General features: G+C 34.8%; 13 protein-coding genes. 5 read left to right on the top strand and 8 right to left on the bottom strand.

What is annotated here, in order from left to right; translation table 11 throughout:
• Positions 1-38: 38 nt before the first annotated feature.
• Positions 39-1,355: an adenosylhomocysteinase gene (ahcY, locus tag JHL15_RS16875; RefSeq protein WP_200247646.1), complete on the bottom strand. Its 1,317-nt coding sequence runs from the start codon at positions 1,353-1,355 to the stop codon at positions 39-41.
• 166 nt (positions 1,356-1,521) lie between these two features.
• Between ahcY and JHL15_RS16870 the strand changes: the two genes are divergently transcribed.
• Entirely contained in the window at positions 1,522-2,052 is a 531-nt protein-coding gene (locus JHL15_RS16870; protein ID WP_200247645.1) for a pyridoxamine 5'-phosphate oxidase family protein, read from the top strand.
• A 188-nt stretch (positions 2,053-2,240) separates the two neighbouring features.
• Complete coding sequence (locus JHL15_RS16865; RefSeq protein ID WP_200247643.1) at positions 2,241-2,855, top strand: 4'-phosphopantetheinyl transferase family protein; 615 nt, start codon at positions 2,241-2,243, stop codon at positions 2,853-2,855.
• On the opposite strand, the gene JHL15_RS16860 is transcribed toward JHL15_RS16865, so the two are convergent.
• The 3 genes from JHL15_RS16860 to porU form a co-directional block, all read right to left on the bottom strand.
• Positions 2,836-5,100 carry an FUSC family protein gene (locus JHL15_RS16860; RefSeq protein ID WP_200247641.1) on the bottom strand — a complete coding sequence of 755 codons (2,265 nt, stop codon included), beginning with the start codon at positions 5,098-5,100 and terminating at the stop codon, positions 2,836-2,838. The genes JHL15_RS16865 and JHL15_RS16860 overlap by 20 nt on opposite strands.
• 77 nt (positions 5,101-5,177) lie before the next feature.
• Positions 5,178-6,341 carry a type IX secretion system outer membrane channel protein PorV gene (gene porV / locus JHL15_RS16855; RefSeq protein WP_200247639.1) on the bottom strand — a complete coding sequence of 388 codons (1,164 nt, stop codon included), beginning with the start codon at positions 6,339-6,341 and terminating at the stop codon, positions 5,178-5,180.
• Positions 6,342-6,401: 60 nt separating this feature from the next.
• On the bottom strand, positions 6,402-10,286 hold the full coding sequence (gene porU / locus JHL15_RS16850) for a type IX secretion system sortase PorU (RefSeq protein ID WP_200247637.1): 3,885 nt from the start codon (positions 10,284-10,286) through the stop codon (positions 6,402-6,404).
• A 164-nt stretch (positions 10,287-10,450) separates the two neighbouring features.
• Between porU and gldJ the strand changes: the two genes are divergently transcribed.
• Both gldJ and JHL15_RS16840 read left to right on the top strand, forming a co-directional pair.
• A complete protein-coding gene (gldJ, locus tag JHL15_RS16845) occupies positions 10,451-12,052 on the top strand; it encodes a gliding motility lipoprotein GldJ (protein ID WP_200247635.1) in 1,602 nt (533 codons plus the stop codon).
• 65 nt (positions 12,053-12,117) lie between these two features.
• A complete protein-coding gene (locus JHL15_RS16840; protein ID WP_200247633.1) occupies positions 12,118-13,389 on the top strand; it encodes a UDP-N-acetylmuramoyl-tripeptide--D-alanyl-D-alanine ligase in 1,272 nt (423 codons plus the stop codon).
• On the opposite strand, the gene JHL15_RS16835 is transcribed toward JHL15_RS16840, so the two are convergent.
• Complete coding sequence (locus tag JHL15_RS16835) at positions 13,382-13,993, bottom strand: NUDIX hydrolase (RefSeq protein ID WP_200247631.1); 612 nt, start codon at positions 13,991-13,993, stop codon at positions 13,382-13,384. The genes JHL15_RS16840 and JHL15_RS16835 overlap by 8 nt on opposite strands.
• A gap of 29 nt (positions 13,994-14,022) precedes the next feature.
• On the opposite strand from JHL15_RS16835, the gene JHL15_RS16830 reads away from it, so the two are divergent.
• On the top strand, positions 14,023-14,412 hold the full coding sequence (locus JHL15_RS16830; RefSeq protein ID WP_089027236.1) for an orotate phosphoribosyltransferase: 390 nt from the start codon (positions 14,023-14,025) through the stop codon (positions 14,410-14,412).
• Positions 14,413-14,442: 30 nt separating this feature from the next.
• Here the strand turns inward: JHL15_RS16830 and JHL15_RS16825 are convergent, their stop codons facing one another.
• From JHL15_RS16825 to JHL15_RS16815, 3 genes are read right to left on the bottom strand one after another with little or no spacing between them, the layout of a single operon-like run.
• Positions 14,443-15,486, bottom strand: a complete 1,044-nt coding sequence (locus JHL15_RS16825; protein WP_200247629.1) for an anhydro-N-acetylmuramic acid kinase — start codon at positions 15,484-15,486, stop codon at positions 14,443-14,445.
• Between the two features lie 6 nt (positions 15,487-15,492).
• Entirely contained in the window at positions 15,493-16,083 is a 591-nt protein-coding gene (gene lptC, locus JHL15_RS16820; protein WP_200247628.1) for an LPS export ABC transporter periplasmic protein LptC, read from the bottom strand.
• 1 nt (position 16,084) lies between these two features.
• On the bottom strand, positions 16,085-17,359 hold the full coding sequence (locus tag JHL15_RS16815) for a hypothetical protein (RefSeq protein ID WP_200247626.1): 1,275 nt from the start codon (positions 17,357-17,359) through the stop codon (positions 16,085-16,087).
• Positions 17,360-17,552: the final 193 nt, after the last annotated feature.

The following is a 17,552-nucleotide window of genomic DNA, read 5'->3' as shown; positions in this document are numbered from 1 at the left end:
TTTTGAATAATGGGATTGTATATTGTTTTAATTTAAATCTAGTATCTGTAGTATTCCGGTTTGAATGGACCTTTTACATCTACACCGATATACTCAGCTTGTTCAGGAGAAAGAGTTTCAAGCTCAACACTTAATTTCTTAAGGTGTAAAGCGGCTACTTTTTCATCTAAATGTTTTGGTAACATATATACTTCGTTTCCATAAGCTGCAGAATTATTCCATAATTCGATTTGAGCCAATGTCTGGTTAGAGAAAGAGTTTGACATTACAAAACTTGGGTGTCCGGTTGCACATCCAAGGTTTACAAGTCTACCTTCTGCAAGGATAATAACCTCTTTACCTCCCTCCAATGTATAGATGTCTACTTGTGGTTTAACTTCAGATTTTGTAGAACCGTAGTTTTCGTTTAACCAAGCCATGTCAATTTCGTTATCGAAGTGACCGATATTACAAACTACAGCTTTATCTTTCATTTTAAGGAAATGCTCTCCTCTTACAATGTTGAAGTTACCAGTAGTGGTGATGATGATATCTGCATTATCAACTACAGTATCTAATCTTTTTACTTCGTAACCATCCATTGCAGCTTGTAAAGCACAAATTGGATCGATCTCTGTAACAGTAACGATAGAACCAGCTCCTCTGAAAGAAGCAGCAGTACCTTTACCTACATCTCCATAACCACAAACTACCACTCTTTTACCAGCCAACATTAAGTCTGTAGCTCTTCTTACAGCATCTACTGCAGATTCTTTACAACCATATTTATTGTCAAATTTAGATTTAGTAACTGAATCATTTACGTTGATTGCAGGCATTACTAAAGTTCCGTTCTTCATTCTTTCGTACAATCTGTGTACTCCGGTAGTTGTTTCTTCAGAAAGTCCTTTAATATCTTTTGTAAACTGAGGATATTTATCAAATACCATGTTTGTAAGATCTCCACCATCGTCAAGGATCATATTCAATGGTTTTCTGTCTTCACCAAAGAATAAAGTCTGCTCTATACACCAGTCGAATTCTTCTTCATTTAAACCTTTCCAGGCGTAAACAGGAATTCCTGCAGCAGCAATAGCAGCAGCAGCATGATCTTGTGTAGAGAAAATATTACAAGAAGACCAGGTAACTTCAGCACCTAAAGCTACTAATGTCTCGATAAGCACGGCAGTCTGGATTGTCATGTGAAGACATCCGGCAATTCTTGCTCCTTTTAGGGGTTGAGACGGGCCATATTCTTCACGAATAGACATCAAACCAGGCATCTCTGCCTCAGCAAGAGTAATTTCTTTTCTTCCCCATTCTGCTAGAGAAATATCCTTAACTTTATAAGGAACGTATTGTGTTGTAGTACTCATATGTTAATGAATAAGTTTAAATTCGATTGATAATGAAGTGCAAAATTACGATTAATAATTAAGATATAAAAACGACACAGGAAGTTCAGTTGATGAGATTATACATGGTTTTAAATTATTTTTATTTACTCTAAATAAACTATTTTTGCGTTGTAAATTTTATACAATGGATCATACGAATACGCCTGACGATGCTCAGAAAAAAGCAAAACCGCTAGCACCAAAAGTAAAAGAATTGATAGCAAGTACTAAAAGTGTAATTTTAGCTACTGTAGATGCTGATGGAAATCCAAACTCCAGTTATGCACCTTTTGTACAAGTAGACAATACCTTCTATATTCTGGTCTCTTTTATGGCCAGACATACCAAGAATCTTGCTGAAGGAAGAAAAACTTCAATGATGTTTATTGAGGATGAATCTGCTACCAAACAGATCTATGCGCGTGAGCGTTTAACAATTGAAGCCACAACTTCCCAGATAGAAAGAGATTCTGATAACTGGAATAATGTCATTGCAAAACTTAAAGAAACTCACGGAAAAGTGGTGGATGTTATTTCTGAAATGAAAGATTTTATTCTTATTGCTTTACACCCAACAAAAGGTTCCTATGTTAACGGATTTGGAAGTGCTTATTTTGTAGATGAAAATCTGGAAATTCTGGAGCATCGAAATGATGTTAACCACCAGTCAAAATAAATAAGATATGGGGCAGGAAGCGGGAAGATAGAAGTGTATAGAGGTTAAGAATAAAAATTTTTTGTTTATAATCACAATTTAGAAAGCTGTTTTAAAATGCTTTCATTATCTTCTTTCTCCCTGCTTTCTTCTTCTCATATTACATTTTTATTAATTTTCTTTTTACTACTTTTATCCAATAAAAAACAATGCCCCTTTACCGAGATTTTTCAGATGATACCGCTACAATTCTTGTTTGGAAACATGATGAGAGTGAAGAGTTAGATATTAACGATCTTTTGGAACCTGAAAATGCAGAAAAAGTAAAAGACTACCACCCTAAGAAACTATTGGAAGTCTTAATGGTTCGTAAACTTTTAAAAGGATTAAAGCCCAATTCAAAAATACTTTACAATGAGAGGGAACCTTTTCTTTCTCCAAAAGATGCAGAAATTTCCATTACCCATTCTTTTCCTTTTGCCGCTATTGCTATCTCAAAAAAGAAAATAGGAATTGACATTGAAAAGTTCAATCCTAAAATAATGCGGGTTATTGATAAGTTTACTTATGAAAATGAGAGAGGTTTTATCCCCAACGATATAGCAAGTACGTATTATACTATTATCTGGAGTGTGAAGGAAAGTATGTATAAAATTCACCATTCTAAGTACTGGTCTTTAAAAAAGAACTACGAGGTGAAACCCTTCGAATTAAAGAATCTTCATAAAATAAGCTGTCGTGTATATGATGATCAGTTTTCGGATGAATTCAAAGCCCGGGTAGAGTTTTTTGATGATTACTGCTTTACGATTGTGGAGGAGTAGGCTCAGACTCATTTCTATACTTTTCAATCACCTTTCTCTGTTCTTTGGCAACGTCATAAATAAGTTCCAATACATCATGAATATTTTTCAGTTCAGTGAGGTGGGATATTTTGTTCGGGTCATTAAGATTTAACGGCTCGTTTTCCTCGAGTTCGGTTCTTCTTTTAAGCATCAAATCATCAATGGAAGAGTCTTCGGGTTCAAGACGGCTTTCCATTTTCAATACTTCATTGATCTTTTCACCTTTGAGGAGAACAGAAGTTTGTTGCATTTCCGATTCGATTTTTCGGCTCCAGCTTTCTGCATCTATTTCAGGATATTTTTCCTCATTTTTTGAATACTGGGAGAGCGAAGCAGTGTATGCTGTAATAAGATGAGAAGTCGCCACAAACTGATGAACGACCTCGAGTTTCTTTTGTTGGTTTTTAGGTTCGGAAATCATCCTCTGGAAATTATCTGAAAGATTGGCCAATGAAATGATTGCATTTTTACGCTTTACCTTATAATCTTCCAGATCGAAACTTTCGAGTAGAAATTTTGACATTACACTTTGGAAGTAGATGAGGTTGCTTTCGGATGATTTTTTCATTAAGTCAAGATTCTGCGTGTGTTCCCAAACCGGAAGCACAATATAACTTACAAGGAATGCAATAATCCCGGCAATCACAGTATCTACAATTCTATCTTTAAAAATAATATCTACTTTTCCGGGGCTCAGGAAATTGAAACTCATAAAGACATAGATGGTCATAAATAAGACTGCCCAAAAGTACCTTCCTTTTAATAAACTAAAGCAAAGGATCATGCTTATTAGAAGCGTTGCAAATAATATGGCATTGATTTGAACAAAATGCAATATGATATACGCTATAGTCGCCCCTACAATAGTTCCGTACAAACGAAGTCCATTCCGTTGCTTTGTAATAGAATAGGCGGGTTTTAATATAGCAGTAATGGTAATCAATATCCAATAGGTATGACCAATGCCTAAAAATTGAAAAAGCGAAAAAAGATAGCCTATCAATAGAGCCGTGGTGATACGGATTGCATGGCGGAACTGAGAAGATGAAAGAGATATATTATTTCTTAATACTCTAAAATTAAGTTTTTCCTCGTTAGGCATAAACTTTCTCAGATCTAATCCAGTCGAAAGACTCTTTGCTAATTTTATGTTTTGTGAGAAAACTTTATAAATCTCATTGATTTCCTTAGTGATTTCGCTGATACGCATCAGGATCTGACGAAGGATCATGAAATTTTCCAGCGTTTCAGGCGTGATTTTTTTATTCCTTACGTCGAAATACTGGGTATTTAGTTTTCTTAATTCAACATCCAGATCGAAAATAGGTTTTGCCCTGGTGCCTAGCTGTAGTGAGATTCCAATATTGGTGATTTCCTCAGCGAGCAGATTAAGATAGTCATGAATATTAACCAGAATCATACTATCTTTAAAACTTTCCTGAAGCTTTTGGTAATCACTTTCAGAAGTCATTAATTTTTCATGAAGGTCCATCGAGTTCAAAAACATCAACATCAATAATCTGCTGGTGGTGGTAGATTCATTAACGATGGTTCTTGTCTTAAAAACAGTTTCCCTTGTTTCCTCCTGAAGATTTTTAATTCCCACCTGTTTAGCGATAACCTGAATGGTTAATTTATCAAAATCAGGATTTTTCTGGTAATAATTGGCTTTTATTTTTAAAAACTCTGCCAGCTGAAGATAGTTTTCACCGATCATCTGGCTAGCCAGTTTATAAGGTTGTATCGTAGTTACAATAAGGAAGATCAATAAAAACCATATGCAACCTGAAGCAAAAATGAGCAAACTTTTAAAAATATTTTCTCCTGTCAGATGCCCATCAATGAAGATGGCCAATACCACCAAAGATAATGACCCTACTGCAGCTAACCTTTGGCCATAAACACCAATTAATGAAAAGAACATTGCAAAAACAATGATTTCAAGAATGACAAGAACCTTGATATTCATGACAAGACTGGCTATAAGCGCTACTAGTACAAAACAGAAGATAGCAAATGTTAATGCATTTCTTCTTCGTATAAACGGTCCTGGTTGATCGGTAAGTGCTACGAAACTGGTTCCCAAAGGGAAGAGGAAGTATTCTTTTAAAATTCCAAAGTGGGCGAGAACCAAACATGGCAATACAGTAGCTAATGTTATTCTGATAGCAGAATATACATATTGACTGGTTACAAATTTTTTTAGTTCCGCCGAATAGTTCATATTACAAAAATAATTATTGGAAAACAAAAAAGCCTCATAAATATGAGACTTTTCTAAACATAATTGTTATATTTCTTTTAATAATCAACATTGGAAGTTTCATCTCCTATATTCCAGGTTAAACCGAAACGAAGAGTGTTATCTAAAGCTGTATTGATTTTAGACATATTGATCAGATAAGAAATGTCTAATCCGAAAGAACGGTATTTCAAACCAATACCTGCTGTTGCAAATTGTCTTGCTCCCTGTTCTTCACTTTCACGGAAATAACCTGTTCTCACAGCGAAAGCATTATCATATGAATATTCTAAAGCACCACTATACATGATACTGTTTTTGTTTTTGAATGATTTCCCGATTCCTGCAATAGGACCTACGTTAGGTACCGCATACATTGGTTGTCTCGTATTTGGATCCATTCCAATGAATTCTGAACCTGGAACTAAGATTTTAGATCCCTCTACACTAAGTCCGATTTTATTGACATCATCCAGGTACATATCATAACCAACCCCTAATCTTGCCATAGTAGGAAGATAAGATCTTGATTCTTCATTTCCGGTATAGTCTAGTTTAGGACCTAAGTTTTGAATTGCAAAACCAGCATTTAATTTACCGTCATATCCTCCGAAACTGGAGAATCTTGGAGATGAATAGTATCCTGAAACGTCTACCGCAAAAGAGTTTGCAGGTTTAAGAGTTGTATCTGTGTTGAAACCTCCGGCTAAGTCTGAACGAATAAATCTACCAGTTACAGCCATTGAGTAAGAATCTGAAAGTTTTAGTGCGTAGGCAACATCAATTGAGAATTCATTTGGTTTTGAGGTACCCATCGAAGCAACTTCCGTACCTACCAATTGAGTAAGGTCTACCTGTCCCATATTGAAATAATAGATACTCGCCGAGATCGTAGATCTTTCATCCTGATCTAAGAATTTATGGAAAGCACCATATAATAAGAACACATCATTTGTCAGTTTTCCCATATAAGGGGTGTAGTTAAGGCCTACAGAAGAACTAGTTCTGCTAAAAGGATATTTCGCCGCATTCCAGAATTGAGAGAATGCATCAGGAGAGGTAACCACACCTTGATCTCCCATACCTCCAGATCTTGCATCTGGTGCAATTCTTAGAAAAGGAGCTCCGGTTAGTACAGGTCTTACCTGACTCAAATCTTGCGAATAGCCTAAAAAACCAGCACTAAAACCAATTCCTAAAAGCAGTTTAGTAGTTAAATTCATATGTTGTCTTTTATATATTATCAGTTTTTTATTAATATTATTATTTATATTTATTTTATTTTACTTCAAAAGTACCATTTTTTCTACAGCTGTGGCACTTCCTTTGCATTTTTCTTGGTTTTGACTTTTTGCAAATATCTTAAAAATATATGTTCCCTTCCCAACAGTTGCCCCAAAATCATCTCTTCCGTCCCATTCAATTGCTTGTCTTGGCGTTCTAAAGCCCTGTAAGAAAGGTTCTGCAACCACAGTCTGTGCAATGGTTTTTACCAATTTTCCTGTAATTGTATAGATTTGAACATGTACATCCAGTATATCATCACAATTATGTTCAAATTGTACATAAGTCTTATTCGTAAATGGATTTGGCCAGTTAAGCGGCCTGTTAATCACCAGGTGTTGATCAGCTTCATCCTTTACTTCAAAGTTTAACGTAGCAGAGGTCGAATTATTGTTTATATCCCAAACTTTAAATGATAATTGATGCTGCCCTACTGATAAATTCCTGAAAGGGTAGGTTACATTCCCTTTTTGGTAATCTGCAAGGCTTGGACTTAGACATCCGTTTCCTTCTCCTGAAGCATAAAAATCATTTAAAACTATCGTATTTATAATTTGCCCGTCCAAATATACAGTAATATCGTGTCCGATACCAGATCCCGTAGAATTTATTCCGGTATCATCAGTAATACATGCAAGCAACATCGGATTTTGGTCTGTAATTCCTCCATCAGCAAAATTGGTATTGTTCATATACAGTTTTACTTTTGGTGGCTGGCTGTCATTGATTCCGTTCGGATTGATATCTCCGACACGCACAACCTGATTGTTGAATACATCGGTTGATTTATTATCAGCATATCCTAAGATCCTTCCTTCACCTACTGCATAATTGATATCCTTCGGTACATAGAATTCTACGGTAAATACTCCATTTACTGCCATTCCTGATGCTTTCACGATAGCACTTCCTTCTTCAGTGTATTCAAGGACAGGAGTTAGGCCACCGTCATTGTTAAGGGTTTTCTTATTTAATCTTTTATCGAAAATATTAATAACCACTCTTCCGTTGAATGTGGTATTAAGTGTTCCGTTTGTATTATTAATATGTCCTTTTACTTTTACAAAATCTAAACCTCTGATCAACCCAGGTACTGGAGTGTCGATATTATCGATCACCAACAATCTTTTAGGTCTGCTCAGTTTCATGGCAGGATCTCCAAGAAGGTTTACCTTTAAATGATCAGTTTGTGGTCCTTTTTGCTTTTTAGCGTTCAAATGAGCTATTCCTAGCGTTTCAAAATCATCATTAACCAATTTGAAAATATCCTGAGTGTATAAGTCCGTAAAATCACGACCATAATCTACACCGATTGCACGGCTTGATGTAATCATTGCTGCAGGTCCTCCTTGTTTCATTTTAAGGAAACGCTCTCCGGCTGAAAATGTTTCAGGTTCATCCCATAGTGTAAATTCGCATGTTATGGTAGATACAAATGGAAATCTGCTGTATACATTGGAGAAATTATTGGCATTGTTGATCTCGTCAAGAGTTAAAACCCTTTCCTGTGCCCAACCACTGATTCCTCCGTGTCCGAAATAAAACAGATACATACTATTTCCAATATCATTAGAGATGGCCTGGTTCACTTGTGGATATCGCTGTCCACCGGCTGTACTTTGAGCCTGAAATGCATCAAGGTATAATTTTCTTACGTTGTATTCTTTAAGATTTGTAGATGCTGGTTGTTCAAAAACTGTAGCCAGGGTACTATTCATTACATCATGGAATGGGCTTCCTCCATCATTATCATCATCAACTACGAAATCAAGTTTCATACGCCATTCTCCAAAAGGTGTTGACTGTCCAGGTAATGAATTGTAGTAAGCAAGTGTTTTATCCATCATTACTCCAGCTTCAGTTGCATTAGCTGCAGGAAGTCTTCCTACCGGAAGGTCCGGTAAGTTACTTGCAATCGCAGCAGAAGTCTGTGGCTTTGTCATTACGATATAGTCATCCGTAACATAAGAGGTTATAAAATCCGAAGATTGTTCACTTTGATAACTTGATACCACATTAGAATTATTAGGAACTCTGTTTTTATAGTCATATGAAGTATCTCCCAGGATAAAAACATATTTTAAACGTCCTAGTGGAGTGTTTAATTTGGTTACGAAGTCACGGATAGCAGTAAGATCTTTACTTCCGCTTCCAAATTCATTATAAATTTTATTAGCGTCTACGATCTGTACATTAAAATTATTCTTCGTCTGATGATAATTGGCCAGTCTTTGAGCCTGAGACATCAATTGAGGAACTGTGATAATAAGATAATCTACATTTTGGAGTCCGGATAAATCCTGATTGCCAATTCTTTCTACAAACTGTGGCGAATAAGCCGCATCGGCTTTAAATGCTACAAACTCATTATTAAAATTTAAATCAGCAGTAATATATCCAAAGTTAAAGCTAGCACTTCCCGCTGCTTTATTTACTCTTCTGTTAGCATTGGTGATATCTGTAACATCCCAGATTTGTTCCAACCCGGCAATATTATTAACACTGAATCCATAATTCGTATTGGTTCCGCTGGTAAGAGAAAAGTCTCTGAAGTTCATTTGAGAACCATTATATTTTAGGTCATCCTTATATTGTACCTCTGCGTAGTCAAAATAGAATGTTCCGTTAGGATTGGTCGTAATACTTGGCTTAATATTAAAAGTGATTTGATTACCACTTAAATTTGTAATATCCCCACCATAAGCAAACGGAATATAATCAGGATCAGTAGGGTTCGATGAATACACCTGTGCATTCTGATTGTTGATATCAAAAGCTATACTATTTCCCTGCGTTTTGTATCCGATGACCCTTGCTTTATACTTTACAGCATCTCCACCCTGGATAGGAGAGGTAAGGTTAAATGTTACTGTTTTATCAGTAGTGAATGGTGCTTCTTCTGTCCACACCCTTCCTACTTTCATAATGTTTTTCTGATCAATATTAATTACCTGATAGTTATCAAATTTTGTAATTAAAGCTGCCGGAAGATTAGCATCTATAGTCTGAACCCTTTTTCCTTCACCTTTGTCAAAGTTGATAAAATAATAAGAGAAATCCTCGTAGATGTTTTTTACATTCTCACTTTTGTCAATTCTTTCATCAGCTCTTTTGAAGCCGTTACCATTTGATTTATTGTAAAGATTATATCCGTTGGGACCCTGTGCATAGAACAAAGCATAATCCTGATCATTCCAAACACCATCATCTTCTCCTACTACCTGGATTGCATTTTCCTGTAAGGCATTATATTTTACATCCTGATTGAATTCAGGAAGCATGATTCCTCCATTTCCATATATCCTGAAGTTTTTTGGATTTATAGAAGAAGGATTAATACCATTATCTTTTAGAAATTGAGATGTAATTTTGAAAATACCGGATTTGTCAACCTTTATCTTATAGAAGGCGCCACTGCCCAAAGGGTTATTACTAGTACCTACTTTGGCAGCATTCATCATTTGATTGGATCCATTTCCTTCTGAAATTTCAAATGATGAAAGTCTCTGGATCCTTCCTTTTACATTTTTAAACAAACCAACTCTCACGCTGGCGTACTGCTCTCCTTCAAAATAGTAATAAGAAATATTACTTATATCGTAATCGGGGATTCCGTTTTTACTTAATTCAAATAATTCTCTGTTTGAAACGGTTGCCCAGGTTAAATTAGAAACTTTTAATTGCTTTTCTCCTATTTTTTGTTGGGTTGTAATAAAAATGTTATTTTGGTCGTAAGAAAAACCTCTATTTTTAAAATTAGGAAGATTGATTTTTGTGTCGCCAAAATCTTGAATTTTTGATCCATCCCATTCGATGTTGATTTTTTGAGCATAAAGCGTTGATACAGAACTTAATAGAAGTAAAAACGTAATTATTTGTTTCATGTTTGTTTTTGAAATTTCTAAATTACAAAATAAATGAAAATTTTATAATTAAATTGCGATACAATAAAATTAATTTGTTAACGTTTTTCAAAAAAATCAAATGTTTACTTGATTTATTGAATAATTTATTTTTTCTTTGTACTTTGAAAATATTTATATCGACTATGAAAAAACTAAAGTTGTTTTCATTAATAGCATTAAGTTCTACACTTGCATTAACCAGTTGTGGTGGATCGGGTACCAACAAAGGTGGAGGTACTAAAAAATTTATCAGTAAGACGGGTTGGAAACCAAACGAAAAACAAGGTTGGTTTTTTGCAGGAAAGCAACAAAAACAGAAAGGTTGGCCGGGGATGGTATATGTAGAAGGTGGAACTTTTACAATGGGATTAGTGAAAGATGATGTCATGCACGATTGGAATAATTCACCTCGCAGAATGCAGGTAAGTTCTTTCTTTATCGGTGAAACAGAGATTACTAACTATGAATACCGCGAATACCTGACATGGTTGAAGTATGTATTCCCACCTAGTGATCCAAGTTTTAAGGAAATCTATAATGGTGCTTTACCAGATACCTTATTATGGGATAACAAACTATCTAGAAATGATTACAACGAGACGTATTTCCGTTCTCCAGAATTTGATTACTATCCGGTAGTAGGTGTTTCATGGACTCAGGCAAATAGATATTGCGAATGGTTAACAGACAGAGCGAATGAAAAAGCTTTAATGTCTGCTGGAATCATTGCTAAAGATTTGTATATCAACGAATCCAATAATCAAGGAGGAACTGCATTTAACATGGATAAATTCAAAGCGAATGATCCTGAAATGCAAGGGTATATTAACGAACAAAGAATGCAGCAAAAATCAGGTTTGAAAACAACAAACCAAAGATTACTTTCTGCTAACAGAGCTCCAAACTCTGCAATGGTTCAGAAATTCAGACTTCCTACAGAAGTTGAATGGGAATATGCAGCGCTTGGTATGGCTAAAAATAGAGAATACAACCAATACTTAGGTAAAAAACCTGAAATTGAAAGATTGAGAGGGACTAAAGGAAGAGATCGAGGTATGTTCCTTGAAAACTTCAAAATGGGTAGGGGAGATTATTCAGGTATTGCAGGTTGGAAAAATGATGGTTCTGCAAGAACTTCAGATGTAAGACAGTATCCATCTAACGATCTTGGAATCTATGGTATGTATGGAAACGTGTCTGAATGGACAGCTGACGTTTACAGACCAATTATTGATGAAGATTTCAGTGATTTCAATTACTATAGAGGAAATATGCCTCAGGCTGTTGTAAAGAACGGAGACGGGACTTACAAAATGGTAGATGAAGGCAGTATTAAATATGATACTTTAGCTGATGGTAGATTAGTTTACAGAAACTTACCAGGACAGTTTGAAAGAGAAACGATCGCAGATTACAGAAACTACAGAGATGGTGATAAGCAGTCTTCTTTAGAATATCGTAAAGAGGGAGACTCTACAGCAGCTTTCGATATGTACAATTCTCCAAAACAGAGATTTGTTGTAGACGGAAAAGGAAGAGTAATCATGCAAAAAGATACCAAGGACAGAACTTCTGCAATGTCTAACGACATCAGAGTAGTTAAAGGTGGTTCTTGGCAAGATACAGCATACTGGTTGGATCCGGGACAAAGAAGATATAAAGATCAGAACAGAGCTTTTGGTTGGGTTGGATTCCGTGTTGCTCAGGATGCTAGAGTAGCTGACAAGAATAGAACTAGAAGATAATATTTATCAAAAAAATAATTGAAAAAACCTTCCTAAATACTGGAAGGTTTTTTTATTTTTGACCTATGAATATAGAACAGTTTTATCCTTTATTTTTGCAGGCCAATAAAGTTACAATTGACAGCAGAAAAATTGAAAAGAATGATATTTTCTTTGCATTTTCCGGAGATAATTTCAATGCAGCAACACTGGCAGAAAAAGCTGTTACAGATGGGGCACTTTCTGTAATTGTTGAGGATAAAGATTTCGAGGATACTACAAAAAATATTTTCCATGTTCCTTCTACATTAGAGTTTTTACAAACTCTTGCGATATACCACAGAAATCAGTTGAGTATTCCTATCATTGGGCTTACAGGAAGTAACGGAAAAACAACTACAAAAGAATTGATCCATGCTGTTCTATCTGAAAAGTATAACATACAATATACCTTCGGTAATTTAAATAATCATATCGGGGTTCCATTAACGATTTTATCCATAAAGCCTGATCATGAAATGGCTGTTATAGAAATGGGAGCTAACCATCAGAAGGAAATTGAACTTTTATGCTCTATATCAAAACCCGATTACGGTTATATAACCAATTTCGGGAAAGCTCATTTAGAAGGTTTTGGAGGTTTTGAAGGGGTTATTAAAGGAAAATCTGAACTCTATGATTATTTGAAAGCATTCAATAAGACCATTGTTGTTAATGAGAATGATGAGATTCAAGTGAGTAAAACTGAAAACTACAAAGAGAGGATCACTTTTGGAAAAACAAATTCAGATTATTATTTTGAAGCATATTCTCAGGATCATTGTGTTGGATTGGTGTATCAAAATACGCATGCATTATCTAAACTTACAGGAAACTATAACTTCACGAATCTTTGTGCAGCCGTAAGCCTTGGTCTTCATTTTGGAATTGATGTAGAAAAAATAAAACATGCTATTGAAGAGTATACCCCTACTAATATGCGATCTCAAATTGTAAAGAAAGAAGGGCGGACCCTGGTTTTGGATACCTACAATGCTAACCCGAGTTCAATGATAGCTTCCTTACATAATTTTATAACATTTGAAGGAAGTAAATCTATTATAATTGGTGACATGCTCGAATTAGGAGAAGAGAGCGAAGCTGAGCATCAGAATATTTTAAAACAGGCAATAGATCTTGGTTTTGATGAAATTATTACAGTAGGAGGAAACTTTAAAAAGATCAATGAATCAACATTGGCTTTTGAAAATACCCAACAGCTAATAGAACATCTAAAACAGAATAAGATTCAATTCGAAAATATTCTGTTAAAAGCATCAAGAGGCATATCTTTAGAAAAGGCCCTGGACTTTATTTAGTCTGGCCTTTTCTGAATTCTTTAACGATAAGTTTAATATTTTTGAAGGTGTTTGGGAAAACTTCATTTTCTATTTGAGAAGCATTTTTCCAGGCTACCTCTGTAATACCTTCTTCAATCTGAGGTTTTGAAGTATCCTCTCCATTGAAGTTCATTTCAAACCAGTGCGTGCATTTGAGAATTTTATCTCCATTTCTTTCTACATAAATATGGTAGGTAGTATTGATGAATTTTAATAGTTCTACATCTTTCAGGCCTGTTTCTTCCTCAATTTCCCTTACGGCAGATTCTTCACGTGATTCCCCTTTTTCCATTTTACCTTTAGGCAGATCCCATTTTCCAAGCCTTTTAATGAAAAGCATTTCCCCTTTACTATTATTTACTAGCCCCCCAGCTGCTTCTATAATTCTGAAAAGGCTTTGAAATTCTTTCCAAATGGTATCGATATCATCTCCGAATACATTTAATTCTTTTACAGATGTATTTTCAAGAAGATCTAATGCGATTTCAAAAGTTGTAAAGTTTTCATACCTAACTTTTTTTTCTAGGTTTTCAGACTGTTTAGACAGTAATAATTTTTTTTCGTTCACAAAAACTTTATACATTTGTAGGAATTTAAATACAAAAATAAAAAATGAATTTAGAAGGACGAAAAATTATTGTCAATAAATCATCTAAAGAGTTGGCGGAACTACTAAAAACACCAGACAACTATAAAGAATTTATGCCGGACGGACTTCAAAAGTTTGAAAGCAGAGAAGATGGATTTAAATTTGGATTGCAGGGAATGCCGGAAATCGCTTTGAAAATAGATGAAGTTACAGATGAAAAGGCTGTATTGAAGTCAGCAAGTTCAAGTCTGGATTTTTCATTAACGGCAACTTTGAATCCTCTCAACGAAAACCAGACAGAAGTACAAATGCTTTTTGAAGGTAAATTCAATCCATTTATAAAAATGATGGTAGAAAAGCCACTGCAGAATTTTATCAATACCTTGACGGATAAAATAGAAGCTTATAAATAATAAACTAAACCTTCAGAAATGGAGGTTTTTTTATGCAATAATCCCAGAGCTGTGGTTTTTAAAACTACCCGTAGCTGAAGACAATACATTAATTTCATTATTGCATCTTAATATACCCATAAAAGCAAAGATCAACGCTTCTTTATAGTCGATGATCACTTTTTCGGGAATAACGATTTCTCCTTTTGTTTTTGCCTTTATTTTTTCGATAAGATAAGTGTTGTGAGTACCACCACCCGTAAACAAGATGTTTTTTAATTGATTGTCGTTAATGACCTGTGAGATCTGTTGTGCTATATGCTCTGTAAAGGTTGCTAATAAGTCAAGATCTTCTATATTTTGAAATGAAGGAAAGATATTTTCGTTACACCATTCGATACCAAGGGATTTTGGATGGGGAAGTCTGTAAAAATGAAGTGAACTCAGGTGACTCAGCAGTTGATCATTTATTTTACCCTCTTTTGCTAGCTCTCCATTTTCATCATAATCTTTACCAAACTTTTGGACAAGCTGATTGAGTATGATATTAACAGGGACTATATCAAACGCAATTCTTTTATTATTGCTTTTTAATGATATGTTTGAAAATCCTCCGAGATTAAGGCACGCATCGTATTGAGAAAAAAGAAGTTCATCTCCTATAGGAACAAGTGGAGCACCATTACCACCCATTAATACATCCTGAGTTCTGAAATCATAAATTACAGGTAAACCTGTTTCGATTTTAATTGCTCTGCCGTCTCCGATTTGTAAAGTGAATTTTCTTTGTGGCTGATGAAAAACGGTATGGCCATGAGAAGCAATAACGTCAATATTTTTTAGTTGATTGGATTCTATAAAACGCTGAACTGCCTGCCCTAAATAAAAACCATAATCAGTATTGAGCTCTAATAACTCTTCTGAGGAGAGATGAATGGAGTTTCTAAGTCGATCTTTCCATATTTTTGGATAAGGAATTGTTTCTGCCTTTAAAATTTGAAAGCTCCAGTGATCCTGCTTTTCAAACTGTGCGAAGCAAATGTCCAACCCATCCAGGCTGGTTCCAGACATTAAACCCAGTGCTCGAAGAATCATGAAAGTTTATTTTTTAGAGTCGGATATCTTTTTTTGGCTGATATCTCCGGAACTGTTGAAAAAAGTATATTCGGAGAAGTCATCTTTAGCGGTCATTCCATTGGCTCCTACAAGAGTGGAACCATCATCCATGGTTACATAGACGGTGTCTTTAGTATAAATGCGGTTTTTTCTCTGATCCCAATAAATACTTTGCATGGCGAATTTTTGCCCTTCATTGGTCGTTATTCTTACATCGCCCTTGGCTTCATAGAATTTTTTATACTCAAAGATTCGTGCATATTTGGCAGTGAGTTTCCCGGGAACCTTAGGTTTTTTCTTATCAAAGAATTGAATATTAATTCCTTTTCTGGCTACAACATATGGACTGTCTATAAGTTCATATTTTTCAATAATGGGAGCTATTGCCTTTAGTGTGACAAATCCGGAGTCCCTCTGTATGATATTAGCGTTGTTGATGATTTGTGAAGGAAAGTTCTTACTTTGATTACCATTTCTTTTAGTAAGGTCCTCTTCACAGGATGTCAATATAAAAAATATAGCACAACTAAAAAGGCATGCTATATTTTTTTTATATGATAAGTTTTTAAACTTCATTTTAGTTATACAAACTCTTTCTGAACCACTTGTCAGCAAAATTGAATCCTACCCTCAGGTTGATAAAATTCTGATTGATCAGGTTGTTATCTAAAGTTCCACGTTTACCAAGTTCTATACCAAGTTCAAGTCCACTCATTCTAGTTATACTACTGGTCTTGAATGGAAGCATTACCCCTGCAGAAATTCCAAACTTGTTAATGTTGTTACTTCCAATTTTTAAACCTCCTCTTTCATAGAATGCACCATATCGGTATACCACTCTTGAGAAATAGTTTCTGAAATTGTTATAATTAGGTAAGTACCAACCTCCTGCAGAGATTCTGTACGTATCATCAAAATCTATGGTTTTTCCAAAATAAGAGATGCTTTCTCCTTTTTTATAATCTAACTGACCAGATACGAACCATTGATTTTCACTTCCATATCCAACCCCTAGAGATGCCTGTAAAGGTAAAAGATTTTTAGAGCTAGTGCTCTTTTGGTCAATAATAGATTCGGCATTTTTAACATCTCCGGCAGTATAAAAATAAGTACTGTTTTTGTAATCAGTCATCATGTCACCTGTGTTTCCAAAAGTAGTGGTTGCCCCAATAGTCCACTTTTTGTCAGTACGAGTATTTAGATGCTGATAACTTGCTCCTAATGTAAAATTGAAGTTTTTAATGTTATTTTTTGTTTCATAACCATTAATAAGTTCGCTATTAGAAGCCGTAATTTCATTTACATCATACAGATTACCAAAATAATAATTGGCTCGTAAACCTAAAGCAAACTCATTGTTTACCTTATATGATGCTGCTATCTGAGCTGTATTTAAGGTTCCAGTCCCTCTAAATCGGTTTGCAAAAGTGGTACCATCTACCGTGTTAGAATTTACAATATCATAGCTTTTTGAGCTATACGGCTGATAAGAAAGTCCCATTTTTACTCTTGAAGAAATAGGGAAAGCTAATGAAATATTTGATAGATACGTAGAATGTTTAGTAGACTTCGTATTATTATAATTCGATTTGAAATAGTTGTTTTCGTTAGTAGCTTCAAGCTTTATACTCGTAAGTTCGAAATTCGTATTGTTTGCTGGATTGGCAAAATTGAAATTACTTGTAAAGTCACTTATAAAAGCCGTTGAAATACCACCCATTGAAGTAGTTTCAATCGTATTATCATATTTTACATCTCCGATTCCGTAAGTTGCATATGGTGAATTACTTATACTCTGCGCATTAAGGAAATATCCAACAGAAATGAATGATAGTACAAAGATTTTTTTCATTCTTTATTTTTAAAATAATGCGCAAATATCTTAAATATTAATGAATTGTAAAAATTTCATGAGGTTAAAGTTTGTTAAGGGGCACTATGTTTAAATCTAAATAGAAATTTTTATTATATAAATAAATACAAAAGGAATCTAACTGATATTTTTAACAATAGTTTTATTGAATTCAATTATAAATATTCATCAT

The sequence above is a fragment of the Chryseobacterium paridis genome (assembly GCF_016595215.1).
GTDB classification, from domain to species: Bacteria; Bacteroidota; Bacteroidia; order Flavobacteriales; family Weeksellaceae; genus Chryseobacterium; species Chryseobacterium paridis.
The sequence above is the reverse complement of the archived record's forward strand: the minus strand, read 5'-3'. Positions and strand labels throughout refer to the sequence as shown.

Bases quoted from the DNA above. Each gene is read 5' to 3' on its own strand.
- JHL15_RS16815 (WP_200247626.1), bottom strand. From the start codon at position 17,359: ATGAAAAAAATCTTTGTACTATCATTCATTTCTGTTGGATATTTCCTT.
- JHL15_RS16840 (WP_200247633.1), top strand. From the start codon at position 12,118: ATGAATATAGAACAGTTTTATCCTTTATTTTTGCAGGCCAATAAAGTT.
- ahcY (WP_200247646.1), bottom strand. From the start codon at position 1,355: ATGAGTACTACAACACAATACGTTCCTTATAAAGTTAAGGATATTTCT.
- JHL15_RS16870 (WP_200247645.1), top strand. From the start codon at position 1,522: ATGGATCATACGAATACGCCTGACGATGCTCAGAAAAAAGCAAAACCG.
- JHL15_RS16830 (WP_089027236.1), top strand. From the start codon at position 14,023: ATGAATTTAGAAGGACGAAAAATTATTGTCAATAAATCATCTAAAGAG.
- JHL15_RS16865 (WP_200247643.1), top strand. From the start codon at position 2,241: ATGCCCCTTTACCGAGATTTTTCAGATGATACCGCTACAATTCTTGTT.
- JHL15_RS16835 (WP_200247631.1), bottom strand. From the start codon at position 13,993: ATGTATAAAGTTTTTGTGAACGAAAAAAAATTATTACTGTCTAAACAG.
- lptC (WP_200247628.1), bottom strand. From the start codon at position 16,083: ATGAAGTTTAAAAACTTATCATATAAAAAAAATATAGCATGCCTTTTT.
- gldJ (WP_200247635.1), top strand. From the start codon at position 10,451: ATGAAAAAACTAAAGTTGTTTTCATTAATAGCATTAAGTTCTACACTT.
- JHL15_RS16860 (WP_200247641.1), bottom strand. From the start codon at position 5,100: ATGAACTATTCGGCGGAACTAAAAAAATTTGTAACCAGTCAATATGTA.
- porU (WP_200247637.1), bottom strand. From the start codon at position 10,286: ATGAAACAAATAATTACGTTTTTACTTCTATTAAGTTCTGTATCAACG.
- JHL15_RS16825 (WP_200247629.1), bottom strand. From the start codon at position 15,486: ATGATTCTTCGAGCACTGGGTTTAATGTCTGGAACCAGCCTGGATGGG.
- porV (WP_200247639.1), bottom strand. From the start codon at position 6,341: ATGAATTTAACTACTAAACTGCTTTTAGGAATTGGTTTTAGTGCTGGT.